Source organism: Pseudoclavibacter helvolus (assembly GCF_049707175.1).
Taxonomy (GTDB): Bacteria; Actinomycetota; Actinomycetes; order Actinomycetales; family Microbacteriaceae; genus Pseudoclavibacter; species Pseudoclavibacter helvolus_A.
This window is the reverse complement of record NZ_JBNAFM010000003.1, coordinates 145,405-170,291: the sequence shown is the minus strand read 5'-3', so window position 1 is coordinate 170,291 and position 24,887 is coordinate 145,405. Positions and strand designations below refer to the sequence as shown.

Genomic DNA, 24,887 nt, shown 5'->3' with positions numbered 1-24,887 from the left:
GGCGGAGCCGAGAGGCTCCGCCCTTCGGCGTTGTACACGATCGTCGTTCTCTGCGGCTGAGAGGAGCAGTCGCCAACGCTCATGCGCGCTCGCTACCGTTGGGACGATTTCCGACGACGAAGGAGTTCCCCCATGAGCAGTGAGATCCCAATCCGCACCGTGCTGAGCCCGGGCCGGTACGTCCAAGGCAAGGGCGCGCTCGCACGCCTCGGCGAGTTCGTGGCGCAGATCGGCGAGAAGCCTCTGCTCCTCGCCGACGACTTCGTCTGGGACCTCCTGGGTGAGCGTCTCACGACGTCCTTCACGGGAGGCGACGTTGAGCTCCCGCGCGAGCGCTTCAACGGCATCGCTACGGCGAGCGAGATCGATCGCATCGTCGAAGTGATCCGAGACCGAGGGAGCGACGTCATCGTCGCCGTCGGTGGCGGAAGCACGATCGACGCCGCAAAGGCCGCCGGCTACCTTGCCGGTATCCGCTGGGTGAGCGTGCCGACCGTCGCATCTACCGACGCCCCGACCTCGGCCCTCGCCGTGGTGTACACCGAAGCGGGTGAGTTCGAGGAGTACCGCTTCTTCCCACGCAACCCCGACCTGGTCCTGATCGACTCGCAGCTCGTCGCGGATGCGCCGGCGCGCTTCCTCGTCGCGGGCTTCGGAGATGCCCTGGCGACATGGCTGGAGGCGCGCGCGACCAGCAGGTCGAACGCGAGCACCATGGCGGGCGGACTGCCCACACAGACCGGGACGGCGCTCGCCAAGCTCAGCTGGGACGTGCTCTGGGAGAACGCACCGACGGCCCTGGATGCCGTTGAGGACGGCGTGGTCACGCCCGCCCTCGAGCGCGCGATCGAGGCAAACACGCTGTTGTCTGGACTCGGCTTCGAGTCGGGCGGGCTCGCCGCCGCACACGCCATCCACAACGGACTCACCGCCGCGCCGCAGACGCACGGCCTGCAGCACGGCGAGAAGGTCAACATCGGTTCGATCGCGCAGCTCATCCTCGAGGGCGCCCCGGAGAAGGAGATCCGTGACTTCATCGTCTTCACCTCGAAGCTCGGGCTGCCGACGACGCTCACGGAGATCGGGCTCAGCACCGACGACAAGCACGAGCTGCGCCTCGTCGCCGAGGCGGCCACCGTGCCGGGCGAGACAATCCACAACATGCCCTTCGCCGTGACTGCCGACGACGTGATCGCGGCACTGACCTCGCTCGAGCGCCTTGCGCGGCGCATCCGCAGCGAGGCCGGACTTCCCGAGCCAGTGAAGTACCACGCGAAGCACTGAGCTTCGCGCACGCCCACGACAAAGGCGCCTCCTCACCCGGTCATCGGGGAGGAGGCGCCTTCAGAGTCGCAGGGCGGGTCAGCGCGACGCGGCGCCTCGAATGGGCGGGGTGTGGAAGGTGCCACCGAAGGCCTTCTCGGAAGCCCCGACGCGGTCGAGGTACGGCGTGATGCCGCCTGCCTGGAACGGGTAGCCTGCGCCGAGGATGAGGCACAGGTCGATGTCTTCCGGCGCTGCGACGACCTGGTCGTCGAGCATCCGCTTGATCTCGTCGGCGAGGCCCACCTCGACCCGCTCGGCAAACGACTCGGCGGTCATGGGTGTCTTCCCGCCCGCGACGATCTGCACGGCTTTCTTGTCGAAGCCCTTAGCGCGCCCCTTGCCATCACGATCGTAGAGCTTGCCGTAGTCCGCGAGGCGGTGCAGGTTCTCCGACTCGAAGAACCGATCCGGGAAGGCCTTGTGGTGCGTGTCGAGCACGTGCGCGCCGACCTTAAGGCCAACGAGCTCAAGCAGTTCGAAGGGGGTCATGGGAAGCCCGATACGGTCAAGGGCGTGGTCGACGGTCTCGAACGACGTCCCCGTGTCGACGGCGTGCATGGCCTCGCCGAGTACCTTCGCGAGGACGCGGTTGACGACGAAGCCCGGCGCATCCTTCGTGATGACCGCGGTCTTCTTCAGGTTCTTGGCGGTCGCCATCGCGGTTGCGAGGCTCGCGTCGTCGGTCGTTTCGGTCTTGACGACCTCAATGAGCGGCATCTGGGCGACCGGGTTGAAGAAGTGGAACCCGACGAGGCGTTCCGGATGCGCGAGCTCCGCGCCGATCTCGGCGACCGAGAGCGAGGAGGTGTTGGTCGCGAGTACCGTCTCCGGGCCCACGATCTTCTCGAAGTCGGCGAACACCTGCTGCTTGACGCCAAGCTCTTCGAACACCGCTTCGATGACCCAGTCGCAGTCAGCGAATTCACCTCGGTCGGTCGTGCCGTGCACCAGTCCGAGCAGACGACCGTACTCGTCGCCGTCGATGCGTCCCTTCTCGTGGAGCTTCTCGAGCTCACGGCGGATCGCCGTGACACCGGCGTCGACGCGAGCCTGGTCGAGGTCGGTGATCACGACGGGCACCTTGAGCCGCCGCACGAAGAGCGTCGCGAACTGCGTCGCCATGAGGCCGGCTCCGATGACGCCGACCTTGTTGACGGGCCGCGCCAATGCCTTGTCTGGTGCACCTGCCGGACGCTTGGCTCGTTTCTGCACGAGGTTGAAGGCGTAAATGGAGGCGACGAACTGGTCGCCGGAGATGAGGTCGGCGAGCGCCTCGTCCTCAGCGGCGAAGCCCTTCGACCGGTCGTCGCTCTTCGCCAGCTTGAGCAGGTCGAGTGCCCGGTACGGTGCCAGCGCGACGGTGCCGAGCTTGTCCTCGAGCGTTTTCCTGGCGACGCCGATGGCGAGATCCCACTTTGCGAGCCGCTCGAGGCGCCCGGGAGCATGCGGCCGCTTGACCTCGATCTCCCCGCCGATGACCTTGTCTGCCCAGGCCAGCGAGTCTTCGAGGAAGTTGAGGCTCGGGAACATGGCATCTGCGATGCCAAGCTCGGCGACCTGCGGCCCCTTGAGCATGCGGTTCTGCTTCAGCGGGTTCTCGATGATGACCTTGAGGGCGTTCTCGATGCCGATGAGGTTCGGCAGGATGCTCGCGCCGCCCCACCCCGGGACGAGTCCGAGGAAGGTCTCGGGAAGCGCGAAGGCGGGCACGGTCGCGTCGACGGTGCGGTAGTCGGAGTTGAGACCGATCTCCACGCCACCGCCGAGCGCGAGCCCGTTGTAGAACGTGAACGTCGGCACGCCGAGGTGGCTGAGTGAACCGAGCACCTCGTGGCCCAGCTTGGCGAGCAGTAACGCGACGTCGCGACTCGGGATCGACCCGACGTTGGAGAGGTCGGCGCCTGCTGCGAAGTTGAATCGCTTGCCGGTGATCGCCACCGCGTCGATGTCGTGCGAGGATGCCCGCGCCCGGAGGCCGGAGAGCACCTCACCGAGTTCGGCCAGTGTCTCAGGACCGAGGGTGTTCGGGCGTGTGTAGTCGTGGCCGTTGTCGAGGGTGATGAGGGCTAGCGTGCGACCGCTGGGCAACGTGACGTCGCGCACCAGTGAGTGCGTCACAACCTCGTCGGTGCTCATGGCGAGCAGGGGAGCGTAGCGTGCTCGGAGATCGGTTGCCATGGTGCTCAGCGTCCCTTCTTGCCGAAGCCTCGGCGTGCGTTCGACTTGCCGTTCCAATTCGGGTTCTCCCAGATGACCGTGCCGCCCTGTCCGAGCCCGACGCACATCGCCGTCAACCCGAAGCGCACCTCTGGGTGCTCCTCGAACTGCTTCGCGAGCTGCGTCATGAGCCGCACCCCGGAGGATGCGAGGGGGTGGCCGATCGCGATAGCACCGCCGTAGGGGTTCACCGAGGGGTCGTCGTCGTCGATGCCGTAGTGGTCGAGGAACGAGAGCACCTGCACGGCGAAGGCTTCGTTCAACTCGAACAGCCCGATGTCGTCGATCGTCAGGCCCGCACGCTGCAAGGCCTTCTCCGTGGAGGGGACGGGACCAAGCCCCATCACCTCGGGCTGCACACCCGCGAAGCCGAAGGTGACCATCCGCATCTTGGGCTTGAGCCCGAACTCCTTGGCCGCGGCGCTCGAAGCGAGAATCGCCGCCGTCGCGCCGTCGTTGAGCCCGCTGGCGTTCCCGGCCGTCACACGACCGTGTGGACGGAACGGCGTCTTGAGGGTCGCGAGCGTCTCCATGTTGGTCTCTGGCCGCAGGGTTTCGTCGCGCGTGGCCAGACCCCATCCCGCCTCCGACTCGATCGCTACGGGAACCAGGTCCGGCTGCAGCTGGCCATGTTCGTAGGCGGCAGCGGCCTTCTGCTGACTCCGCATGGCGTACCGGTCGCTGCGCTCCCTCGTGAGCTGCGGGAAGCGGTCGTGCAGCCGTTCGGCGGTCTTCCCCATGTTGAGGGCATCGCCGCTGACCAGCTGTTCGGCGACGAACCGAGGGTTGGGGTCTGCACCGATGCCGAGCGGGTGCCTGCCCATGTGCTCGACGCCGCCAGCGATCGTCAGGTCGTAGGCGCCGAAGCCGATGCCTGACCCCATCGTCGTGACTGCCGTCATGGCTCCGGCGCACATGCGATCGATGGCAAGGCCGGGGACGGTGTTGGGGAGGCCGGCGAGGATGGCGGTGGACCTGCCGAGCGTCAGCCCCTGGTCACCCTGCTGTGTCGTCGCAGCGATAGCGACGTCGTCGTAGCGGTCGAGGGGAATCTGCGGGTTGCGGTCGAGCAGGCCCTTGATCGCCTTGACCGCCAGGTCGTCTGCACGGGTCTTCCAGTACATGCCCTTCTCGCCCGCACGTCCGAAGGGGGTCCGAACGCCGTCGATGAACAACACTTCTCGATTGGCCACACTGCCTCCAAGCATCTATTGACTCGGTCATCCTATGGAGACGTGCCTGGTGAGATGCTCACGCGTGGTGCGAAGCTACGAATCCTGGTCGGTCGGCGCGGAAGTCAATTGGTCAGCTTCTACAAAGGCACCGGCGATTCCCTGTGCGACCTCGCTGGTCTGCCAGGCGCGCGCGCCAAGTTCCTTGAGCTGCTCGGCGACGGATTCGGGCGACACGGGCTGCCGTGGGTTCCAGGCGGTACGCCGAAGCAGTTCGGGCGTCAGGAGGTTCTCGACCGGCATATGCAACGCCTCAGCATGCGCAACGAGGAACTCGCGGGACGCCTTGAGTCGCCGATCCGCCTCGGGTGCGCGCTGCTCCCATTGACGGTGGTGCGGAATCCGATCCGGGTCGCGCGGTGTCTGCGCAGGGAGGTCTTCGGTTGTGAGGCCGCGCTCGACGGCAGCCCACCAGCGATCCAGTTGGGTTCGGGATGCGCGTCCGGTGAACTCCTTGAGTCTCGCCAGCTCACCCCGAGAGCGCGGCATGGCCGTCGCGACGGCTGCGAGCGCACGATCGGGGAAGAGTCGCCCCGGGGCGGTGTCGGTGCTGCGCGCAGCCTCGTCTCGGGAGAGCCAGAGCTCTCTGGCGACGGCGAGCGCGCGTGGGCTGCGCAGTCTGCTGATGCCACCGATGCGTCGCCAGGCGTCCGGCTTCCGGACGCCGAGCTCCCTGGTCAGGATGTCCGCGAATTCCTGCTCGGCGGCCTCGAGCTTCGACGCATCCTGCAGCTCCTGGTGCAGCTGGTCACGCACATCCACGAGCAGCTCGACGTCGAGCGCCGCGTACGCCAGCCAGGAATCAGGCAACGGACGGGTCGACCAGTCCGCAGCCGAGTGCGCCTTCTCGAGCGTGATACCGAGCAGCCGCTCGATCACGGCTCCGAGGCCGACACGCTCGTACCCGAGCAGTCTGGCCGCGAGCTCGGTGTCGAAGATGCGGCTCGGGTCGAGCCCGAGCTCGCGGAGGCAGGGGAGGTCCTGCGTCGCGGCGTGGAAGATCCATTCCTCGTCGACGATGAGCTCCTGGATCCGCGCAAGCGAACCGGTCGCGATGGGGTCAATGAGCAGCGTGCCGCTTCCCCTGCGGAACAGCTGCACGAGGTACGCGCGCTCCGAGTATCGGTAGCCGGATGCGCGTTCCGCGTCGACCGCGATCGGCCCCACCCCAGCGGCGAGACGCTCGAGGCCCTCCAGCAGCTGCGCCTCGGTCTCGATCACCTCCAGGCCGCCCGCTTTCAGGCGATCTGCATCAAGCCCCATCTTTTGCCTTCCTCAAATGGCGAAGGACTTGGACGCCGTCGTCCGCCTCGGTCTCCGGGGGCATCCCGGCGAGCAGGCAGAGCAGCTCGCCCCAGGCCTCCGCGTGTGCCGCGAGGTCGGTCTCGCGAGGCGTCCACGAGGCGCGGAGCTCGATCTGCGCACCTTCGCCTTGGTTCTCGAGTTCGCCGAAGCCACGTCCGTTGATGGTTGTCGCGGTCCCTGAAGGATGCTCGAACGCGGCACCGCGTGATTCCAAGGCGTCCATGAGCCACGACCAGGCCACTGGCGCGAGGAAGGGATCGACCCCGATCTCGGGCTCCAGCGGAGCCTGCGCGAAGCAGACGACGCGGAAGGAACCGCGCCAGGCCTCTGGCTCGCTCTCGTCGTGGAGAAGGATGAACCTGCCCGTGCCGAGCTCAGAGTCGCTCGCGTGGGCAGTGGGTCGCACGTCTCCGGAGAGCGCGAGCGATTCGGGGGCCAGGTTCGCTGGAGGCCGGATCTCGCTCACCGTGAGGGCAGAGCGGAACTCGGCCGCACGGACCGCCTCTACGGCGGCCTCGAACTCCGGGGCAGATCGATGCAACGGGACAACCACGCGACGAGACTAGGCCTGGGCGTGGTCAACCCAGATCAGGCGCGCCGTGGGCGCAGCCCGCCCGCTCGGCGTGTCCCAGGGTCAGGTGCGCGATCATCGTCATGATGCGAGCCGCCAAACGTCCCTCACCCGAGCCGACCTCGTCGGCCACGAAGACCACCGTGGCCGTGCTCGGCGCACTCGCCGTCGCGCTCGCCGCGGTCGCCGGCACGGCGGCAACGATGGTGGCCAAGGCTGTCGTCACTCCGCCGCGACGCCGAAGGGACCCGGTTCGGCTGCTCGGCGTCGACAAGCAGGCTGGGACGGTCACGCTCGCCCGAACGCCGGAGACGGCGGCCCCCGGCCACTACAGCCTGGTCTTCGCGGCAGAAACGGGCAGGGCGAACGTCGGGGCTGTCGTCGGAGAGTCCGAGCGAACAGTGACGAGGCGCTTCTGGGGCGAGCAAGGGGCGCGACTCGATCGGGTGCGGTCGGTGCGTTTGGCGTCCGCGCCGCAACTCTGGGTGCGGGACCTCGAACTGCCCTGGAGTTGGGTGGACGTGCAAACCGAGCTTGGTGCCATGCCAGCCTGGCTCATTCCGTCGCCGCAGGCGAGCGATTCCTGGGCTATCCATGTGCACGGCAGGGGAGCGGTCATGACCGAGCCGCTGCGCGCTGTGCCGCTGTTCCGGGGGCGAGGATGGAACTCGCTGGTCGTCAGTTACCGGAACGATGCGCTCGCCCCCCAGTCGCCGGACGGCAAGTTCGGCCTGGGCGCCACGGAGTGGCGCGACGTCGAGTCTGCGATGGAGTGGGCGGTCGCTCGCGGCGCCAGGCGGATCATCCTCGTCGGGTGGTCCATGGGTGGGGCCACCGTTCTGCAAGCGGCGCTCCGAGCACGACGCCGCGACCTCATCGCTGGCGTCTTCCTCGAGTCGCCAGCGCTGAGCTGGCGGTCGATCCTCCGCTATCAGGGGTCGGCGATGAAGCTGCCCCGCCCGGTCGCGTCCCTTGGTATCTGGCTGCTCGGGAGCCCGTTCGCGCGGCCGCTCCTGGGGCTCGAGGCGCCCATTCGTCTCGAGGACCTCGAGATCCCGCAGCGGCTCGATGAGCTACGCGTGCCAATGCTCATCTTCCACTCGCGCGACGACACGGTCGTGCCGGTTGACGCGAGTCGCGAGGTCGCGCGGCGGCGTCCGGATCTCGTGACGTACGAGGAATTCGAGCGCGCCTTGCACACCCGACTCTGGAACGTGGACAGCGGCCGCTGGGAACACTCGCTCGACCGGTGGCTCGCCGGCTTCTAGGCGTTGTGCTCCGCGGCCAGTTGCTCGAGGAGCTGCCGCTTTGCCCGGGCTTGCAGGGCGACCATGCCGCTCCGGCGCAGCGGCGAGACAAGTTCTGCGAGGCCGAGGGCGCCGGGCAGGTCCTCCGGCAGCCCGAGCAGAGCGCTGGGCTCGAGTCCGTCGACCCCCTGGACAAGTACGGCCGCGAAGCCTCGTGTCATGGGTGCGCCCGGCGGCACCGAAATGCGCAGCCGGATACGCGCATCCGCTGCAAGGGCGACGTCAAAGAACACGGGTGATTGGCACTCGATGACGCGCTCGAACGACGCGAGTTCCTCCGGGTCAACCGGGGGAAGCTCCGCGCCGATCTCCGCGAGGAGCTCGAGGCGTTCGCGCGGCGTGACCTCAAGGAGCTCTTCGCGCAGTGCTTCGAGTGGTTCCGGAAGCGTGTTCTCATGCATGCGCCAACGGTACCGTCACCTCTCCGAGCGACCTGCAGGCGGCCAGCTGGCGGTAAGCTCTGGAAAGCCCGTTCCGGGCACCTGTCACTGGAAAGTACGAGGACTCCGTGGGCGAAGGCCGCTTGCTGCACCTGACCGAACTCTCGCCGACCGTCACCGCGGCCGAGATGGTGAAGGCCCTGGTGCCGCCGAGGCAGTTCGACGGTGCTCAGTTCTCCACCTATCGCCCTGACCCCGAGTACCCCTCGCAGGCTGCCGCGGTCGAGGCAGGCGAGCGCTTTGCCGGAGTCAAGTCCGCGGCGGCAACCGGAAGCAAAGGTCTCTTCGGTTTCCTGAAGAAGGCACCTCCCGTCAAACCGGGCATCTATCTCGACGGCGGCTTCGGCGTCGGCAAGACCCACTTGCTCGCGTCGATCTGGCACGCGCACCCTGGCCGCAAGTACTTCGGCACCTTCATCGAGTACACGGCCCTCGTGGGAGCGCTCGGCTACGCGGAGGCGGTCCGCTCGCTGAAGGGCACGAGCCTCATCGCGATCGACGAGTTCGAACTCGACGATCCGGGCGACACGATGGTCATGTCCCGCCTCCTCGGCGAGCTTGTCGAGTCGGGCACAAGTGTCGCGGCGACGAGCAATACGCCCCCGAACGCCCTCGGCGAGGGACGATTCGCGGCGTCTGACTTCCTCCGCGAGATCACGAAGCTCGCCGGCGTCTTCGACACGCTCCGGATCGACGGCACCGACTACCGGCGCCGCGACATGTCCGGCCACGCGACCGTGACGACCCCGGAGCACCTGGATGCGCTGGTCGACGAGGCCGTCGCCGAGGGCAAGTCCGTCGCCTACGACGGGTTCGACGACCTCGTGCAGCACCTGGCGACCGTGCATCCCTCGAAATACGTCCGCTTAGTCGAGGACATCGACCTGCTCGCGCTGTCAGACGTGCACGAGCTCACCGACCAGGCCGAGGCGCTCCGCTTCGTCGCCTTCATTGACCGCGTCTACGACGCGCAGATCCCGATCGCTGCGTCCGGTCTCGCCCTCGACCAGATCTTCGGTGGCGGGATGCTCGACGGCGGCTACCGAAAGAAGTACCTGCGCTGCGTCTCACGTCTCATCGCGTCAACGGCGCAGGAGCAGGCCGCATCCGTCGACGTGGCCACCACGCACGCCAGCGAACGCTGACGACACAGACTCGTAACATGCTCGGCCGCTCTGAAACATGATGGAAACGGCACCGCCCCACCGGTGACACGAGCCTTCCGCAGACTCAATGCATCTCCCCACTCCGTGTCACGACGACGCGTCCTCCAGGCCGCAGCACGGGTGGCGAAAGCGAGGATGCAATGGATACCGGTGGAACCGCCTGGCTGATGATCAGCGCTGCGCTTGTGCTCTTCATGACACCAGGACTCGCCCTCTTCTACGGCGGCATGGTCAAGGAGAAGAGCGTCGTGAGCATGATGATGCTCTCGTTCGGAGCTCTCGGCCTCGTCGCCGTGCTCTGGATCCTGTACGGCTACAACATGTCCGCCGTCTCTGGGGACTCGTTCTTCCAGTTCGCGGGCGACCCGTTCTCTGACTTCGCGCTGACGAACCTCATCCAGGACAGCAACGCGACAGCTGGCGCAGCCTACGGAGGCACGTTCGCGATCATCACGACGGCGCTCATCTCGGGTGCCATCGCCGACCGCGCCAAGTTCGGCTCGTGGATGCTCTTCGCCGGCATCTTCGCGACCTTCGTGTACTTCCCCGTGGCGGCCTGGGTCTGGGGCGGCGGCTGGATCATGCAGCTCGGGACGCAGCTCGGCTTCGAGGGCATCGAGGTCATCGACTACGCCGGTGGCACCGCAGTGCACATCAACGCAGGTGCCGCTGCACTGGCGCTCGCCATCGTCCTCGGCAAGCGCGTCGGGTTCGCGAAGGGCATCACGCAGCCACACAACGTGCCACTGGTGCTCCTCGGCACGGCCATCCTCTGGTTCGGCTGGTTCGGCTTCAACGTCGGGGCTGCCTGGGGCGACCTCGGTGGCACGGAGTTCCCCGGCCCCGGTCTGCTCTTCATCAACACCATCGCCGCACCGGCCGCGGGTATCCTCGGCTGGATCATGGTCGAGAAGCTGCGTAGCGGCAAGGCGACCTCCATCGGCGCCGCATCTGGCGCGATCGCGGGCCTCGTTGCCATCACGCCGGCATGTGCCGTCCTCACCCCCGGCTGGGCGCTGCTGCTGGGCCTCGTCTCCGGCGGACTGTGCGCCTTCGCGATCGAGTTGAAGTTCAAGCTTGGCTTCGATGACTCGCTGGACGTTGTCGGACTCCACCTCGTCGGTGGACTCGTCGGCTCCATCTGGCCCGGACTCTTCGCCTTCGACACCGGCCTGTTCACCGGTGGCGGCGTCGAGCAGCTCATCGTCCAGCTCATCGCGTCCCTGGGTGTTCTCCTCTACTCGTTCGCAGTGAGCTTCCTCGTGGCCTGGGCCATCCAGAAGACCCTTGGCTTCCGAGTGCGCCACGAGGACGAAGTGGCCGGCGTCGACGTGGTCGTGCACGGCGAGACCGGTTACGCGCTGTCGCGCTAACCGCGCGGGCAGCCCTCGGGGGCCGCGCATCCACGCTCGTGGATGTGTGGCCCCCGTTCTCGTCTGCTCCGGCGCCGGGGAAGCGGGTCACGGTGACCCGGTACGGTTGAAGACATGAGTGCACCCGTGATCGCCGCAATCGTCGCCGTGCTTCTCGCCATCGTCGGCATCGTCGGCATCATCGTCCCGGTGCTTCCCGGCAGCATCACGATCGTCATCGGCTTCCTGGTGTGGGCGATCTTCGCCGGCAGCTGGCCCGTCTGGGTCGCGTTCGCCGTCGGTGCCGCGTTGCTCGTGACCGGGATGATCATTGGCTGGGTGCTCACGGGGCGCGGGCTGCGCAAGAAGCAGGTGCCGAGTCGTTCGGTGCTCATCGGGCTAGGCGCTGGCATCGTCGGGCTGTTCGTGCTCCCGGCATTTGGCCTGCCGATCGGCTTCGCCGTCGGGCTCGTGGCGTCTGAGTACGCCCGGGTCCGAGAGTTTCGCCCTGCACTGGACTCCAGCTGGACCGCCGTCAAGGCCCTCGGCCTTGGCATGGCCATTGAACTCATGTGCGCCCTTGTCGCCGTCACGATCCTCGCCGTATCAATCTTTGTCCACTTCGTCTGGGCCTGAGCATCCCGAACAGTCTTGAGCTCCCTGTCTGGCTTCGGATGAGGCGTCCGCCTCAGAGTTTCCTGGACGCGCGGGCAGTTCTGACTTCGACTTTCGTCCGGAGCGCTCTACTCTGGAGAAAGCTGTGCGCCCGTGTCGGCGGCAGCAGAACGTCTTAGAGGAGCCGGATGTCGAACGGGGAGACCTCGAACGCCGTACTGGCGTTCGTGAAGAAGCGCCCAGGTGAGCTCGCCGCCGCGACGATGAGCGTCATCGCGGTGGGAGCCGTCGTGGCCGCACTGACGGTCACGAATGGTCATGGTGCTGAGGTCGCGGCACCCATCGGGACTGTCGCTGTCCCCGAAAGCGCGAACGCTGCCGTTGCCACAGCCAGCGCCAGCGAGGTCGTCAACCTGCACATGCTCGCTCAGCCGCTCTCGAGTCTTCCTGCCGAACGCGTCGGCACCGTCGAGAAGGCGGCCCTCGAGGAAGCGCTGAGCCAGGTCAAGGACGCACTGAGCGCGACCGCGTCTGCGTCCGACTCCGACGCGCTGCAGACCTCGTACACGGCCCTGCAGACTGCCGTGGGCGGCATGGCTTCGAGCACGCTCGCACTCGGCCGCGAACACCGCCTGCAGGTGACCCTCGCGACTGCCGAGATTTTGACGGCGTACGACGCGGCGCTCATCGAGCTCTCCGAGGCGAGCGACGACCGCGCGCGGACCAGCGGTATCTCCGCAGTGGTTCGCCAGGCCACCGCTGCGCAGTCCTCGCATAGCGCGGCCGTTGAATCACAACAGGTCGACGACGACACAGCTGTTCCGGAGCAGCCAGTCGACAACTCGGGTGACGATACCCCGACGCAGGCGCCACAGCCGTCAACGCCCGTGCAGCCCGACCTCACGGGCCAGCCCGTTCCTGACGGTTCCGGGGGCGGAACGACGCCCACGGAGCCGGTGGTCACCGCGCCCCCGACCGAGCCGCCCGTGCCGGAACCGACGGACGAGCCCACGGAGCCGCAGCCGACGGGCGAGCCGACGCCGTCTGAGAGCTCCGGCGACGACGCAGGCAACTAACGCCCGTACGTCGCTCGCTCGTACGATCCCGAACGAGCAAACCGGCCGTGGTGCGATGTGCATCACGGCCGGTTTTCGCGCTGGGCGGGCGGGGAGACCGCCGAAGTGGCTCCCTCAGACGCTGTCCCCGCGGCGTCTGCGGAGCAGCGTGATCGCCCCGGCGAGGAAGAGCGCGCCTGCTGCGAGCGGCAGAGCCGTGGTCATCTCGGCGCCGGTTGTTGCGAGATGGTCGCCGTCAGCGCCGGGGACGCCCGACGGGCTCGGTTCCTCTGCACCTCCGCCGACGGGGCCGGAGGTGGTTGGGGTCATGCCGGCGGTTTCCGTTGGGGTCGGAGTGGGCGTCGGTGCCGGGGTCGCCTCGGCCGCGAAGTTGAGCCCGATCAAGCTCGGGTTGTGGTCGGAGGATCGATAGACATCTTCGGAATAGAGCTGCGTGACGTTGGAGTTGTTACGGCTGTACTCCAAGCCAACCTGCTCGTAGGCGTTGATCGTCCAGACCTCAGAACCCGTGACGTACTGGACGGCTGGGCCGCTCGCCAGGATGTGGTCGAGGGACCCGACGGCCCCGTCGAAGTTGTACGTGTACTCGGTGCCTGCAGAGCCGGGCGCTCCCGTTGTCTTATTGCGCGCATCCCCGAGGTTCTCGAAGCCGGCATCGCCGAGCACGCGCATGGGATCCTCCTGCGAGTAACTGTTGAAGTCGCCCGTGAGGAACACAAGGTCGGTGCCCTGCTCGACGCGCTGCTGCTTGGTGAAGGCGACAAGCGCTTGCGCCTGGCGGGTCCGGTCTCCGTTCCAGCCGCCGACTGCGCCCGCTGGCCCGACGGTGTCGTCATTGTCTGCGTTGTCGCCCTCGCCAGAGCCACCCTTTGATTTGAAGTGATTGGCCACGACGATGAACTCCGTGTCCGTCGTTGGATCTGCGAAGGTTTGCGCGAGCGGGGCGCGCCCGTTGACGAAGGAGGGGTCGTCGAGGATGCTGGATGATCCGACGACCTCCACGGTCGCAGGCTGGTAGATGAACGCCGTTCGGATGACATCGTCGCCGTTGGTGGGCGCTTCGGCCGGTGATGGCACGTGTGCCCAGCGCGCAGTGCCGGCTTCCGCGTTGAGCGCGGCGACGAGGTCGACGAGGGCCGCGTCGCGGTCCTTCCCGAAATCGGACGAATCCTCGATCTCTTCCAAGGCGACAATGTCTGTGTCGAGCTGGTTGATCGCGGCCACGATCTTGGCTTCCTGCCGCGCGAGGTTCTCCTCGTCCCATGCGCCACGCGGGAGGCAACCGTTGGCGCTCACCGGGTCTCCAGCGCGGTCGGTGTAGCTCTGGCCCGGTTCGCAGTAGTCGACGCCAAGGCTGGTGAAATAGTTCAGGACGTTGAATGTGCCGAGCTGCAGCGTACCGCCGACCGGCTCCGGGGCGACCTCGCGAGCGTCTGAGAACGCCACCGGGGCGCCGTCCGCCCCGGTCAGCGGCGTCGTCGGTTGGAAACGGTAGGTGTCGAACGAGTAGTGCACCACGACGGGCTCCGTGAAGGTGGCCGTCGCTCCGACCGTGACGGGTGTCTCCAGGCTCAGGTAGGGGAGCGGGATATCGGCGTTGATCATGCTCCCGCCCTCTCGGCGGAGGAAGTCGGTGGATGCGCCATCGTCCAGGATGACGCTGTGGGCCGCGTTGTACTCAGCCTGCGCGATGGCTTCCGCGCTGCCGGGCGCACCCACCTCGGTCGGGGTCACGAGCAGTCGGTCGCCGACCGACAGCCCGATTTCACCGTACTGGTTGAGCGCGTAGTTCTCTGTCACGCGGTAAGTGCCAGTAGGGGCGACCAGCATCCCTTCGTAGCGTTCGCGCTCCTCGTCGGTCTCTGGCCACACGATCTGGGCTGGTTCGACGACGTGCTGCGGGCCGCGTTCGAGCTGCTCGACGCTGGTGGCGCTGATCTGCGTCGACTCGAAGCGCTCGCCGACTCGGCCAGTGACGGCGACGCGATCGCCGATGTCTACCGTGGCAGCGGCGGCGGGTGCGTAGACGAAGACGCCGGTGGAGGCGGTGTGTGTCTCAGGATCGATCGCACCGGGGGACTGGATGTTGAAGCCCCCGAGTCCACCCTCCGCGTACACCGCAGTGACGATGCCCTCGGTGGTGACGGTCTGTTCGACGAGGGGTGACGCGGCCCCTGTGCCCTGGATCTCTGCGATTGAAACCAGTGCTGCCACCGGTGGAGCGGTCGGAGTCGAGGTCGTCGTCGGCGCGGGTGGCTCGGTGGAGCCCCCAGCGGAGTTCTCGGGCGTGGGGGCCGCGGCAACGAAGTCGGTCGAGTTCTTGTCGGTGTCGATGCCGCCTGCCAAGCGCTGAGCGCTCAGCGCATTGCTCAGCTCCGGAGCTGGAGCCGTACCCTCGAAGGCACTCGCGCTGCCGTATCCGACGAGGTCGACGACGGCTTCAGGCACTGACGCGCCGGACTCGGCGAGTGTCGCCGCTTCTTCCGTCGTCGCGAGCGCGACGATGCCGCCGCGCGCCCCCATCGCGATCTCGCCGGTCGCGTCGGGAGCAGGCAGTGCACCGGTGTCAGCGCTTCCCGCGGCGAGGGCCACGAGGTAGTGCGTCTTTGGCGCGACGGACCCCGACAGGCTCGCCGTGCCGCCCAGATTGCCACTTGCGGAGAAGTACTGCACCGACCAGCCATCGACGGTGATCGGTGCCGAGCTCGGGTTGTAGAGCTCCACGAAGTCGTTCGAGAAGAGCGAGCCAGCGTTGCCACCACCGCCGTAGACCTCGTTGATGACGAGCTCGGTGCCGCTCGGAGCGGCGAAGGTCGGGGGCGCTGCGGCGACGAGTAGGCCGCCTCCGGCCAGCGTCGTCGCGGTTCCCACCGCGAGGAGCTTCTGCCAAGTTCGAGTCACGTGTTTCCTCCAGGGCGTGCGTCGCTGACGGGGTTCCCGTCACCGTACCCGGAGGGGTGTACCCGGTGCCTTCACGCGCGTGAACGCCAGGTGAACGGGCGCGCGCCGGACGCTCAGCCCTGCAGCTACGCGGCTGCCGTCTTCGTCGAGGCCGCCTTCTTGGTCGAAGATTTCTTGCCCGCCGACTTTTCCTTGGTGGCCTTCTTCCTCGGGGTCTTCGTCGCGTTCGTCTTGCCGGCGCCCGTCTTCTTGGGGCTCGCGCTCTTCGTGCCAGCCTTCTGCGCCGCTGCTTTCTTGCGGCCCCCCTTCTTCACGGACGTTTCCTTCGCGCTGGCCTTCTTGCCACTGGGCTTCGACTCGCGGCCCGCCGACGCCGGCGTGCGCTTCCCCTTGTCGATGCTCCTGCGCAGCGCCTCCATGAGGTCGATCACCTCACCGCCCCCGTCCTCTTCGCCGTCCGGTTCTCCGAACGTCGCGGCCGTGTCGAGCGCGTCGCCCTCGGCGAGCTTGGCATCGATGAGCTGCTGGAGCTGCTCCTGGTAGTCATCGGTGAAGCGGTCGGGTGCGAAGTCCGCGGCGAAGGAGTCAACGAGCGAGGCCGACATCTTGAGTTCCTTCGCAGAGATCCGCACGCGTTCGTCGAGGGACGGGAATTTCGCCTCCCGCACTTCGTCGTCCCACAGCAGGGACTGCAGCATGAGCACGTCGCCGCGGGTGCGGAGTGCACCGAGCCGCGACTTCTGGCGAAGCGAGAAGTGCACGATCGCCGTTCGATCCGTCTTCTCCAGCGTCCGTCGCAACAACACGTAGGCCTTCGCCGACTTCGAGTCCGGCTCGAGGAAGTAACTGCGGTCGAACATGATCGGGTCGAGTTGCTCGCTCGGCACGAACTCGACGACATCGATCTCCCGGCTGCGCTCTTCCGGCAGCGAGCTGAGGTCTTCTTCCGTCAGCACGACCGTGCGGTCTTCGTCGGCGTACGCCTTGTCGATGTGCTCGAAGTCGACGATCTTGCCGCACACCTCGCAGCGCCGCTGGTAGCGGATGCGCCCGCCGTCCTTGTCGTGCACCTGGTGCAGGTGCACGTCGTGGTCTTCGGTTGCGCTGTACAGCTTGACCGGCACGTTCACGAGCCCGAACGCGATGGAGCCCTTCCAGATGGATCTCATGCATCCAGTACAGCCCACGCAGCGACCCGTCGGCAGAGCCGACGCTGAGTATTCGCCGGTCGTCGGCCCAGGCGACGGGTGCATCCTTGGCCGATGGTGTCCTCCAAGCAGACGGTGATGGTCGAGGGCCACCGCATCACGCTCACGAACCTCGACAAGGTGCTGTACCCGGAGACCGGCACCACAAAGGCGGACGTGCTGACGTACTACGCCAAGATCGCTCCGTTCCTGATTCCGCACGTGCGCCAGCGTCCGGTCACACGCAAGCGCTGGGTCGATGGGGTGGGCACTACAGCACGGCCAGGCAAGGTCTTTTTCCAGAAGAACCTTGAGGCGAGTGCGCCGAGCTGGGTGCCAAGGGAGGGCATCGAGCATCACGATCACCGGAACGAGTACCCGCTGGTGCAGGACGTCGCGACCCTCTCGTGGCTCGCCCAAGTTGCGGCGCTCGAGTTGCACGTCCCGCAGTGGCGCTTCGGCCGAGACGGCCACCCGCGTAACCCGGACCGCCTCGTGCTCGACCTCGACCCCGGTGAGGGCGCCGGCCTCATCGAGTGCGCGGAGGTGGCCCGGCTGGCGCGAAGCATCCTGCAGGGCATGGGCCTCGAACCACTGCCGGTGACGAGCGGGAGCAAGGGCATCCACCTCTACGCGGCGCTCGACGGATCCCACACATCGGAGCAGGTCTCGATGGTCGCTCGCGAGCTCGCCAGGTCGCTGGAGGCCGACAACCCCGAGCTGGTCGTGAGCGACATGAAAAAGTCGCTCAGGGACGGGAAGGTGCTCGTCGACTGGAGTCAAAACAGCGGCGCTAAGACGACGATCGCACCGTACTCGCTGCGCGGCCGCGCGCGACCCACGGTCGCCGTACCGCGAACCTGGCGCGAGCTTGCCTCGACCAAGCTGCGCCACCTCGAATACAACGAGGTGCTCGCGCGGATGCGCACGCGTGAAGATCCCCTCGCGCCCGTTGCCGACGCGGCACGGGAGGACAGGCTCGTGACCTACCGGGAGATGCGTGATCCCGCGAAGACCACAGAGCCGGTGCCCAGGGATTCACCGCAGTCATCGATCGGCCGCAGCTTCGTGATCCAAGAGCACCATGCGAGGCGGCTCCACTACGACTTCCGCCTTGAGCACGACGGCGTGCTGGTGTCCTGGGCTGTTCCGAAGGGCATTCCCACGGACCCGAAGAAGAACCACCTCGCCGTGCAGACCGAGGACCACCCGCTCGAGTACGCAACGTTCGAGGGAACGATCCCCAAGGGCGAGTACGGGGCCGGAGAGGTCTACATCTGGGACGCAGGCACCTACGAGCTCGAGAAGTGGCGGGAGCGGAACGAGATCATCGTCACGCTCAACGGCGCGGCCCACGGTGGACTCGCCGAGCCGACAAAGCTCGCGCTCATTCACACGAACGGAAGCGGCGACACGAAACGCAACTGGCTGCTGCACCGCATGGACCCGGGCGCATCCCGGGCGGACGCCTCCGCGGGGCCATTGGGTGATGGTCGGAAGCTCACAGCAGCCCGGGAGCGATCCGTCGCACCCATGCTCGCTTCGGCGCGCGAGACGGCAGCCTTCGAGGACGAGCACGAGTGGTCGTTCGAGATGAAGTGGGACGGCATCCGCATCGTCGCAGCCGTCGATGCCGACGACGTGCGCCTACGGACGAGAAACGGCAACGACGTGACGGTCGCCTACCCGGAAGTCGTCGAGGCAGTGACGGCGTGCCTCGGGGGACGGTCCGGCGTGCTCGACGGTGAGATCGTGGCCCTCGATCGGCGGTCCCGGCCGGATTTCGGCCGGCTGCAGGCGAGGATGGGGCTTCGCGCTGCTCGCGATGTCGAGCGCGGCGTGAAGGTGGTCCCCGTGCACTTCTTCGTGTTCGACCTGCTTTCGCTTGAGGGCGCCAGCCTGCTCGAGCACTCCTACTCGGAGCGCCGGGCGCTGCTGGAGGGCTCCGTGTCGGAGCGGCGGGGGATGCGCATCCCTCCGGCCGTCGAGGGGAACGCGCAGCTCGCTCTGGCCAGCAGCCTAGAGCTCGGCCTCGAAGGAATCGTCGCCAAGAAGCTCGACAGTGTCTATCGTCCCGGCCGCCGCTCGGACAGCTGGATCAAGGTCAAGCATCACCGGTCCCAGGAAGCGGTCGTGGGCGGATGGCGTCCGGGGCGGGGGCGCCGCTCAGGCAGGATCGGCTCGCTGCTGCTCGGCCTACCCGGCGACGACGGCCTCACCTACATCGGGAGAGTCGGGACCGGGTTCAGCGATCGCGACCTCGAGCGCGCAACTCGCGAGCTTGCACCGTTGTCCCGAACAACCTCGCCGTTCGTCGACATTCCGGCAGCGGATGCTCGCGGCGCGGTGTGGGTAGAACCTCAGCTCGTGGGGGAGGTCGAGTTCGCGGAGTGGACCGCTGGTGGCCGCCTCAGGCAGCCGAGCTGGCGCGGATGGCGTCCGGACAAGAAAGCTGACGAAGTGGTGCTCGAAGGTCCCTGAGCGGCGCGCAACGCACACGGGTTGCGAGCGGCACTGCGAAGGCCGGGCTCACACTCGTGAACCCGGCCCGGTGCATCCGCTAGCCGTTGACGCCAGCAGGTGGCACGCTGTCGTCGCGGTGGTGCGCAGCGTCTTCCCTGACCTGAGTCGGTGGCTGGTCAGGACGCTCGCGGTTCGGTTCTCCCGTGCCGAGTCCCTGCAGGGACTCGGCTTCTAGCCGCTCGTTGGCCGCGTCGAGGGGTGCGTCGTTCTCGTGTTCTGGGGTCGCTCGCTGATCTGACATGCTCCGACCGTACGCAGGTCAGCCGTGACGAACTTGAGTGCCGACCGGCTGACGCTGCACGGCTGCTGTCGCGATTCACACGCAGGCCATAAGGTGCTGGTGAACAATCGGGATCGTCCGACCGCGAGGAGAGCACTGCAGATGACCAGCACCCGTCCCGCGCCGCCTGCCCACGCCCGGGCGGTGTCGCCGCGGAGGCGTCGCCGCACGTTCGGCAACGCCATGCTCGGGATCTTCGGCACGATGCTCATCCTCGCAGGCGCGATCGTGCTCGCCATGTCCCTCTTCGCACCGACCACGGTCGAACGGGGCTACGGGCAGGTGAAGGCGGCCGTCAACAATGTTGCTGCGGAGGTACAGCTCCCGAGCGTTCGGCTCGGAGTCGAGGGCGGACAGGCCGAGCTCGACGTGTGCGACGGGTCGTTCATCGAGATGACGAGTTACCGGAACACGGTCGGTGTTCCCGCGGTCTACGCAGCGCACAACAACTGCGGCGGCGACATCGTGCTGAACTGGCAGGTCGGCACGCAGTTCGAGGTGGAAGGGCAGCCGGGTATCTACGAGGTCGTCGACGTTCGCCACACGGCCAAGCATTGGGAGACGACCGAGGCGCTGATCGGCCTGCAGGGTGATTTCGCGCTGCAGTCGTGCTTCTACGGCGAGGACCGCATGCAGTTCGTCGGGATTCGTCACGTCACGAGCTGAACCCGGCCGCATTACCCAGCTTGCACAGGAAAAGCAAGCGTCAAGGCGCTCGATGGGTCAGCACCTAGTCTTCTGCCATGATCACCGCACGAGCAAGGGCGCTCTTGGAGTTCGAGGCTGCGAACCCGGGCCGCGACCTGGCGAAACTCGAACAGATTCGCAAGCTCGGCCTCACGCCTGAGGGCTACGAAGCGAGGCTCGAACAGCTCGTGGCCGACGTCGATGTCATGGCCGAGTACCCAGAACTGGTGTATCGCTTCTGGAACCAACGCCGAGAGAAGACACCGCGACGTTGAACGGCCCGACGGCGGCGCGGAACCGCCACCCGGTCGTGCGCGTTCGCCGCACCGCCCGTCGCCAGAACGCTCAGGAAGCCTGGACGCCGGGCCACCTGGCGAGGTCAGAGGCCGCATCGTAGGTCGCCCCCAGGAAGCGCTGGACCAGCGCATCCGGGTCCGCTGCCTCGCGCACCGTCTCGTAGGGCAGCAGGAACTCGCCGAGCTCCGCGTGCCAGAAGGCACCCTCGGGAACCTCCGCGCCAGCAAAGCCATCGGGCGCCGGATAGGCGTACGAATAGTAGGCACCTTCCTTCCCGCCGCCTGGCCAGAACCCGGCGCTGGAGATCTCGTGCGAGTACCCCTCCACCATGACCTCGTTCGGGCAGTTCGGCGCGCCACCCGGATGCCGAGGGGCTTCGCGACCGGAGAACCGGGTGAGAGCGAGGTCCATGGCGCCCCAGAAGAAGTGCACGGGGCTTACCTTGCCCGTGAACTCCGATCGGAACGTTGAGAGCGCGCGGTTCGCATCCACCAGCTGGCGCCAGAACGCGTGCGCGGCCGCGGCGTCGTAGCTCGCATGCGTCGTGTCCTCAGCGAAGGGGATGGCGAGTTCGACCTCATTCGGCGCTCCGTGGATGCGCGGATGCAGCCCCAGATCAGTGAGGAGCGAGAAGAGACGTGCGGTGAAGTCGGCGACCGTCATCGGCTCGAGGGTGAGGGCACGCTCGCGGCCGTCTCCGTGTCGCACGACGAGCCGGTGCCCAACGAAGTCGAACTCGATGTCGAACACCTCGTGGCCGTCGTATTGCGGACCAGTCGCGAGGCCCCGGGCGGTCACATGCAAGGTGACGTTCCACCAGTGGTTCACGTGCGGGGTGCTGACCATGCGGATCTTCCCGACGACCTGGAGCCAGCGGTGCAGGGTGTCGCGAGTTTCGGTCCAGCTGTCGACGGCGAGGAGAGGGCGAGTGGTCACGGGACGACACTAGCGGAGCGGCCCGGGGAGCCGTATGTCTCACAAGGCTTCCCACGGTGCAGTTTGGAGATCATCCAGGTCCACCACTCGACCACCGGCGATCACCGCGGAGCGTGTGACGCGTCGGACAAGCGCATCCATCGGGTTCTCGGCGTCGACGAGCACGATGTCGGCGCGGTCGCCCGGTTGCAGATTGTGGGACTCGGCCGTCACGAACTTGGCAGCATCGCGCGTCGCGATCTGCAGGGTACGAATGAGGTCCTCATCGCGAACCAAACCGCCGGCGCGCGCATACTGCCAGGCGATGCCCATGAGGTCGGCGTCACCGTACGGACTCCAAAGATCGCGAATGCCGTCCGTGCCGAACCCGAAGCGCACGCCGGCCTCGTCGAGCTCGTGTAGGGGGAGCTGCCGCATGCGAACCGGCGCGACGGTGGTCATCGTGACGCCCAGCTCGCCCATGCGCTGCAGCAGGTCGCGGCGGCGAGGCGCATCGACATCGACCAGCGCGAGCCCATGCGCGATGTTGACGCGGCCTTCGCCGAGCCCATCGCGTTCGACGCGGTCAAGAATGAGATCGAACTCGAACGCGCCGAGGTCCCCTGGCTCATGGAGATGAATGTCGAGGCCGCACCCGCGTCGCCCCGCGATCTCGAACAGGCCGTCCAGCTGCCTGACCGGGTCTCGATCGATGAGCGCCGGGTCGAGACCGCCGATGTGGTCGACGCCCTCGGCGGCCGCCCGCTCCAGCAGCTCGAGCACTCCTGGGCGCCGGATGACGCCGTCTTGGGGGAAGGCGACGATCGACACCTCCACGGCGCCTCCGAGTCGATCGGCGGCCTCCCGAACCGACTCGATGCCGCGAATCCCCACCCCGAGGTCGACATCGACATGGCTTCGCATCCGCGTCGTTCCGGTTCGCAACGACTGCATGAGGACGCGCAGCGATGTCTCCACGCTCGGAATCGAGAGCGCATCCCTGCGGGACCGCTCGTGGGCGATCCGGCCCTGAGTGCCTGGTTCGCCTCCGAACGATTCCCACGGCTTTCCCCACCAGCTCTTATCGACATGCGCGTGCGCGTTCACGAGGCCCGGCAGTGCGAGCAGATTCCCGGCGTCGAACTCGGCGTCGCTTGGCGCGCTTGGCGCGTTCCGCGTGACGCGGTCGACCGACGCTATGCGGCCGTTGCGGATAACGATGTCCACCGGCTCGCCACCCCACACGCGGGCGTTCTTGACTCTGAGCGACGGGGGTGAGCTGCGGACCATGGGAAGAGCCTACGGAGCGCCGGCAGCGGGAGCGGCCGGAGGTTGCCAGATCTCGATCTTGCGGCCGCCTGCCGTTTCGATCACGGCGTGAGTGCCGTGTGAGTCTGCGAGCACTGTTGTCACCAGGGTTGCCCCGGCTCTGGTCCACAGTGACAGCGATGTGTTGTGCACCGGGGTGATCACCAGCTGGGCGACGGTGTGACCGCGCACAGTCTCCGCTGAGGTGAAGAACGCGCCACCCGCGATCGCGGCGGGATGCCCGTACGTGTCGACCCGAACCAGGTCCGTCCGCAGCGCCTCAGCGTAGTCGCGCGCTTCGTCGAGAGGGTCAGCGGAGACGAGCCTCGCCATGACCAGCACTCCGCCAGGCCGCGTCTCCGTGGCCGCACCGGAGGACGAGGCAAGCCCGTGCGGATCCGCGTGCCCGCGGTCTCGCTCTGCCACGGCACGGTTCGTTCGTGCCATCGCCTCGCTGATGTAGAACCCGAATCCGGCTGTGCCGTGCATCGGAACAGTCTACGATGCGGCGCTTGTCGCACCAGGGGAGCGGCCGGTTGGGAGGGTTGCGCTCTGTCATCGGACTCGCTCAACCGATTACCCGGATATGTGAAGCCAGTTTTGCGCAGAATGCGAACGATTTGTGTCGATTCGATCCGAACGTGCAGATCCGTGTGTCCGACGTGTTAGCCTGCGAAGCGCTGGTAGGTGAGTCCTGAGTCACGAGAGTCGGGGGTCAAGTGTTTCATGTTTGACCGGGCGAACAGCCACCAAGCGAAGCAGAAGTCAGCGAATCCAAGTCGCTATCCCACCGTTTCTGAACATCCAAGAGCCGCCGAGTCGCGGCGCGCGCGACACCGTCGAGCTAGCTACGCGGGCACTCACCCGCATGAGGAGAATCCATGAAGCAGTCAGCATCACGCTCAGTCAAGAACCGACCATCCAGACGGGCTGTGCTGCGTGGCGCCGCGTGGTCTGCGCCCGTTCTGGCCGCAGCAGTTGCAGCACCAATGTCGGCGGCGAGCGGTCTCGAGCGCCGCGGCGTCGTCGGCGGTGACATGTACCACCTCGGCATCTGGAACATGGCGTCGCAGATTCCGATCGACTCGCCCTTCACTTTGACCTATTCAGGTTCCGAGCCGGTCCGTTCACCGAGCGATTTCAGCGTCGATGGCGAACTGCCCTCTCGCTGGGTTGGCAATGACGCGGTCGCCTCGTGGGTGCTCCCAGCGACCGCCGGTTTCCGGCTGAGCAACATCGTGGTCGTCTTTCCCTGGTGCGGAAACTCGCCGACGACGACCCCCGTCCGCGAAGCGTATGCCGCTCAGTGGTCGGATACAGCGGGCCGGTGGCTCAACGAAGACACCCGCCTTCTCCCGAACCTCCAACGACCACAGGAAGGCAACCCGGGCTACGCAACGACGCTCGTGACGCCGGGGATCTGGGCTACGGGGAGGTCTCGCCTCGCCAGGACGCCATTCTCCGCTCACCGCCCCCTGCTCGGAAGCAACGACTTCGTCTTCACTCGGAGCGACGGTGCCTCGACGATGTCGACGACTGATGATTCCGCTTCGATCTTCACCATCTCCGTTCCGATCACGCAGCTGAACCCGGGCGAGGGCTTCACCGTCAACTACACGGCGCTCCGAGAAGTCGCCTGGTACAACAACAACAACAGATTCCACGGCTACGGTGTCCCTGCGTTCGTGATCGCGGACTACACGCCTATCCCGTAACGGACTTGGCTCGCCTTCAGCTCGCTGTCTCCTGCAGTGACGGCCCGGCACGCCTCCGGTGTCGTCACTGCCTGCCACATACGATCCGCGTCCTGACGAAACTCATCGGCATCATCGGCTCCGCCGAGTGACGCACGCTCATGCTGCACGCGCAGGCGCAGGCTCAGGCGCAGGTGAAGGTGCAGGTGAAGGTGAAGGAGGGTGGAAGATCATCGATTTCAAGACGGTGAAGCAAATGCGTCGTGCGTGGTGGGACTCGTCCATCAACCCCTGGGTGAGCGGAACGCTCGCGGTCGGCTGGGTGGCACTGAGCGTGACCTCCTTCGTCACCGGCTCCGCGCTGTTCGGGATCGCCTGGGCTGTGCTCGCAGTCGCGTGGACGCTGCTCGCGGTGGCCGCGATCCGGCGTCGCCGCAAAGACGCCCAGCACGCGCGAACGATGAAGCCGACCGCGCAGAGTTGCTGAC

At 67.0% G+C, this 24,887-nt stretch carries 22 protein-coding genes; 11 read left to right on the top strand and 11 right to left on the bottom strand.

Going from position 1 to position 24,887, the window contains the following annotated elements; all coding sequences use genetic code 11:
- Window positions 1-132 precede the first annotated feature (132 nt).
- Window positions 133-1,284 (top strand): glycerol dehydrogenase, encoded by a 1,152-nt coding sequence (locus tag ACPYN9_RS03645; RefSeq protein WP_424463988.1) that lies wholly within the window; start codon window positions 133-135, stop codon window positions 1,282-1,284.
- A gap of 78 nt (window positions 1,285-1,362) precedes the next feature.
- On the opposite strand, the gene ACPYN9_RS03640 is transcribed toward ACPYN9_RS03645, so the two are convergent.
- The 4 genes from ACPYN9_RS03640 to ACPYN9_RS03625 all read right to left on the bottom strand — a co-directional run bounded on the left by ACPYN9_RS03640 (window position 1,363) and on the right by ACPYN9_RS03625 (window position 6,633).
- A complete protein-coding gene (locus tag ACPYN9_RS03640) occupies window positions 1,363-3,504 on the bottom strand; it encodes a 3-hydroxyacyl-CoA dehydrogenase NAD-binding domain-containing protein (RefSeq protein ID WP_424463986.1) in 2,142 nt (713 codons plus the stop codon).
- Window positions 3,505-3,509: 5 nt separating this feature from the next.
- A complete protein-coding gene (locus tag ACPYN9_RS03635) occupies window positions 3,510-4,718 on the bottom strand; it encodes a thiolase family protein (RefSeq protein ID WP_424464127.1) in 1,209 nt (402 codons plus the stop codon).
- A gap of 93 nt (window positions 4,719-4,811) precedes the next feature.
- Window positions 4,812-6,038 (bottom strand): ribonuclease D, encoded by a 1,227-nt coding sequence (locus tag ACPYN9_RS03630; protein WP_424463984.1) that lies wholly within the window; start codon window positions 6,036-6,038, stop codon window positions 4,812-4,814.
- Complete coding sequence (locus ACPYN9_RS03625) at window positions 6,028-6,633, bottom strand: DUF3000 domain-containing protein (RefSeq protein WP_424463982.1); 606 nt, start codon at window positions 6,631-6,633, stop codon at window positions 6,028-6,030. The genes ACPYN9_RS03630 and ACPYN9_RS03625 overlap by 11 nt, the downstream gene beginning before the upstream one ends.
- A gap of 104 nt (window positions 6,634-6,737) precedes the next feature.
- On the opposite strand from ACPYN9_RS03625, the gene ACPYN9_RS03620 reads away from it, so the two are divergent.
- Window positions 6,738-7,919 (top strand): alpha/beta hydrolase family protein, encoded by a 1,182-nt coding sequence (locus tag ACPYN9_RS03620; protein ID WP_424463981.1) that lies wholly within the window; start codon window positions 6,738-6,740, stop codon window positions 7,917-7,919.
- Here ACPYN9_RS03620 and ACPYN9_RS03615 read toward each other — a convergent pair.
- The gene (locus tag ACPYN9_RS03615) at window positions 7,916-8,359 is read right to left on the bottom strand and encodes a SufE family protein (protein ID WP_424463979.1); all 444 of its coding nucleotides are present in this window, start codon (window positions 8,357-8,359) and stop codon (window positions 7,916-7,918) included. The two genes, ACPYN9_RS03620 and ACPYN9_RS03615, sit on opposite strands and share 4 nt — an antisense overlap.
- 167 nt (window positions 8,360-8,526) lie before the next feature.
- On the opposite strand from ACPYN9_RS03615, the gene zapE reads away from it, so the two are divergent.
- The 4 genes from zapE (at window position 8,527) to ACPYN9_RS03595 (ending at window position 12,607) form a co-directional block, all read left to right on the top strand.
- Window positions 8,527-9,543, top strand: a complete 1,017-nt coding sequence (gene zapE, locus ACPYN9_RS03610; protein WP_424464125.1) for a cell division protein ZapE — start codon at window positions 8,527-8,529, stop codon at window positions 9,541-9,543.
- Between the two features lie 161 nt (window positions 9,544-9,704).
- Entirely contained in the window at window positions 9,705-10,937 is a 1,233-nt protein-coding gene (locus tag ACPYN9_RS03605; protein ID WP_424463978.1) for an ammonium transporter, read from the top strand.
- 114 nt (window positions 10,938-11,051) lie between these two features.
- Entirely contained in the window at window positions 11,052-11,552 is a 501-nt protein-coding gene (locus tag ACPYN9_RS03600) for a DUF456 domain-containing protein (RefSeq protein ID WP_424463976.1), read from the top strand.
- Window positions 11,553-11,719: 167 nt separating this feature from the next.
- Entirely contained in the window at window positions 11,720-12,607 is an 888-nt protein-coding gene (locus ACPYN9_RS03595; RefSeq protein WP_424463975.1) for a hypothetical protein, read from the top strand.
- A gap of 114 nt (window positions 12,608-12,721) precedes the next feature.
- On the opposite strand, the gene ACPYN9_RS03590 is transcribed toward ACPYN9_RS03595, so the two are convergent.
- Together ACPYN9_RS03590 and ACPYN9_RS03585 are read right to left on the bottom strand one after the other, a co-directional pair.
- Window positions 12,722-15,508, bottom strand: a complete 2,787-nt coding sequence (locus tag ACPYN9_RS03590; RefSeq protein ID WP_424463973.1) for an ExeM/NucH family extracellular endonuclease — start codon at window positions 15,506-15,508, stop codon at window positions 12,722-12,724.
- A 125-nt stretch (window positions 15,509-15,633) separates the two neighbouring features.
- Window positions 15,634-16,677 (bottom strand): Ku protein, encoded by a 1,044-nt coding sequence (locus ACPYN9_RS03585; RefSeq protein WP_424463972.1) that lies wholly within the window; start codon window positions 16,675-16,677, stop codon window positions 15,634-15,636.
- Between the two features lie 93 nt (window positions 16,678-16,770).
- On the opposite strand from ACPYN9_RS03585, the gene ACPYN9_RS03580 reads away from it, so the two are divergent.
- Window positions 16,771-19,176, top strand: a complete 2,406-nt coding sequence (locus ACPYN9_RS03580; protein WP_424463971.1) for an ATP-dependent DNA ligase — start codon at window positions 16,771-16,773, stop codon at window positions 19,174-19,176.
- A 79-nt stretch (window positions 19,177-19,255) separates the two neighbouring features.
- On the opposite strand, the gene ACPYN9_RS03575 is transcribed toward ACPYN9_RS03580, so the two are convergent.
- Entirely contained in the window at window positions 19,256-19,459 is a 204-nt protein-coding gene (locus ACPYN9_RS03575; RefSeq protein ID WP_424463969.1) for a hypothetical protein, read from the bottom strand.
- A gap of 141 nt (window positions 19,460-19,600) precedes the next feature.
- On the opposite strand from ACPYN9_RS03575, the gene ACPYN9_RS03570 reads away from it, so the two are divergent.
- Window positions 19,601-20,164, top strand: coding sequence for a hypothetical protein (locus tag ACPYN9_RS03570; protein ID WP_424463968.1), 564 nt, complete (start codon window positions 19,601-19,603; stop codon window positions 20,162-20,164).
- A gap of 77 nt (window positions 20,165-20,241) precedes the next feature.
- Entirely contained in the window at window positions 20,242-20,460 is a 219-nt protein-coding gene (locus tag ACPYN9_RS03565) for a DUF3263 domain-containing protein (protein WP_424463966.1), read from the top strand.
- A gap of 70 nt (window positions 20,461-20,530) precedes the next feature.
- On the opposite strand, the gene ACPYN9_RS03560 is transcribed toward ACPYN9_RS03565, so the two are convergent.
- From ACPYN9_RS03560 to ACPYN9_RS03550, 3 genes are read right to left on the bottom strand one after another with little or no spacing between them, the layout of a single operon-like run.
- Entirely contained in the window at window positions 20,531-21,418 is an 888-nt protein-coding gene (locus ACPYN9_RS03560; protein WP_424463964.1) for a DUF5996 family protein, read from the bottom strand.
- Between the two features lie 39 nt (window positions 21,419-21,457).
- Complete coding sequence (locus tag ACPYN9_RS03555; RefSeq protein WP_424463962.1) at window positions 21,458-22,687, bottom strand: amidohydrolase family protein; 1,230 nt, start codon at window positions 22,685-22,687, stop codon at window positions 21,458-21,460.
- A 9-nt stretch (window positions 22,688-22,696) separates the two neighbouring features.
- Window positions 22,697-23,194, bottom strand: a complete 498-nt coding sequence (locus ACPYN9_RS03550) for a hypothetical protein (RefSeq protein ID WP_424463960.1) — start codon at window positions 23,192-23,194, stop codon at window positions 22,697-22,699.
- 392 nt (window positions 23,195-23,586) lie between these two features.
- On the opposite strand from ACPYN9_RS03550, the gene ACPYN9_RS03545 reads away from it, so the two are divergent.
- Together ACPYN9_RS03545 and ACPYN9_RS03540 are read left to right on the top strand one after the other, a co-directional pair.
- Window positions 23,587-24,420, top strand: a complete 834-nt coding sequence (locus tag ACPYN9_RS03545) for a hypothetical protein (RefSeq protein WP_424463958.1) — start codon at window positions 23,587-23,589, stop codon at window positions 24,418-24,420.
- Between the two features lie 235 nt (window positions 24,421-24,655).
- Entirely contained in the window at window positions 24,656-24,886 is a 231-nt protein-coding gene (locus ACPYN9_RS03540; protein ID WP_424463957.1) for a hypothetical protein, read from the top strand.
- The last annotated feature ends 1 nt before the right edge of the window (window position 24,887 follow it).

What these genes read in the sequence shown, in the direction of transcription:
- ACPYN9_RS03570 (WP_424463968.1), top strand. Translation starts at nt 19,601, where the DNA reads ATGACCAGCACCCGTCCCGCGCCGCCTGCCCACGCCCGGGCGGTGTCG.
- ACPYN9_RS03545 (WP_424463958.1), top strand. Translation starts at nt 23,587, where the DNA reads ATGAAGCAGTCAGCATCACGCTCAGTCAAGAACCGACCATCCAGACGG.
- ACPYN9_RS03615 (WP_424463979.1), bottom strand. Translation starts at nt 8,359, where the DNA reads ATGCATGAGAACACGCTTCCGGAACCACTCGAAGCACTGCGCGAAGAG.
- ACPYN9_RS03550 (WP_424463960.1), bottom strand. Translation starts at nt 23,194, where the DNA reads ATGCACGGCACAGCCGGATTCGGGTTCTACATCAGCGAGGCGATGGCA.
- ACPYN9_RS03585 (WP_424463972.1), bottom strand. Translation starts at nt 16,677, where the DNA reads ATGAGATCCATCTGGAAGGGCTCCATCGCGTTCGGGCTCGTGAACGTG.
- ACPYN9_RS03640 (WP_424463986.1), bottom strand. Translation starts at nt 3,504, where the DNA reads ATGGCAACCGATCTCCGAGCACGCTACGCTCCCCTGCTCGCCATGAGC.
- ACPYN9_RS03630 (WP_424463984.1), bottom strand. Translation starts at nt 6,038, where the DNA reads ATGGGGCTTGATGCAGATCGCCTGAAAGCGGGCGGCCTGGAGGTGATC.
- ACPYN9_RS03555 (WP_424463962.1), bottom strand. Translation starts at nt 22,687, where the DNA reads ATGGTCCGCAGCTCACCCCCGTCGCTCAGAGTCAAGAACGCCCGCGTG.
- ACPYN9_RS03595 (WP_424463975.1), top strand. Translation starts at nt 11,720, where the DNA reads ATGTCGAACGGGGAGACCTCGAACGCCGTACTGGCGTTCGTGAAGAAG.
- ACPYN9_RS03605 (WP_424463978.1), top strand. Translation starts at nt 9,705, where the DNA reads ATGGATACCGGTGGAACCGCCTGGCTGATGATCAGCGCTGCGCTTGTG.
- ACPYN9_RS03565 (WP_424463966.1), top strand. Translation starts at nt 20,242, where the DNA reads ATGATCACCGCACGAGCAAGGGCGCTCTTGGAGTTCGAGGCTGCGAAC.
- ACPYN9_RS03620 (WP_424463981.1), top strand. Translation starts at nt 6,738, where the DNA reads ATGCGAGCCGCCAAACGTCCCTCACCCGAGCCGACCTCGTCGGCCACG.
- zapE (WP_424464125.1), top strand. Translation starts at nt 8,527, where the DNA reads ATGGTGAAGGCCCTGGTGCCGCCGAGGCAGTTCGACGGTGCTCAGTTC.
- ACPYN9_RS03600 (WP_424463976.1), top strand. Translation starts at nt 11,052, where the DNA reads ATGAGTGCACCCGTGATCGCCGCAATCGTCGCCGTGCTTCTCGCCATC.
- ACPYN9_RS03575 (WP_424463969.1), bottom strand. Translation starts at nt 19,459, where the DNA reads ATGTCAGATCAGCGAGCGACCCCAGAACACGAGAACGACGCACCCCTC.
- ACPYN9_RS03645 (WP_424463988.1), top strand. Translation starts at nt 133, where the DNA reads ATGAGCAGTGAGATCCCAATCCGCACCGTGCTGAGCCCGGGCCGGTAC.
- ACPYN9_RS03540 (WP_424463957.1), top strand. Translation starts at nt 24,656, where the DNA reads ATGCGTCGTGCGTGGTGGGACTCGTCCATCAACCCCTGGGTGAGCGGA.
- ACPYN9_RS03580 (WP_424463971.1), top strand. Translation starts at nt 16,771, where the DNA reads ATGGTGTCCTCCAAGCAGACGGTGATGGTCGAGGGCCACCGCATCACG.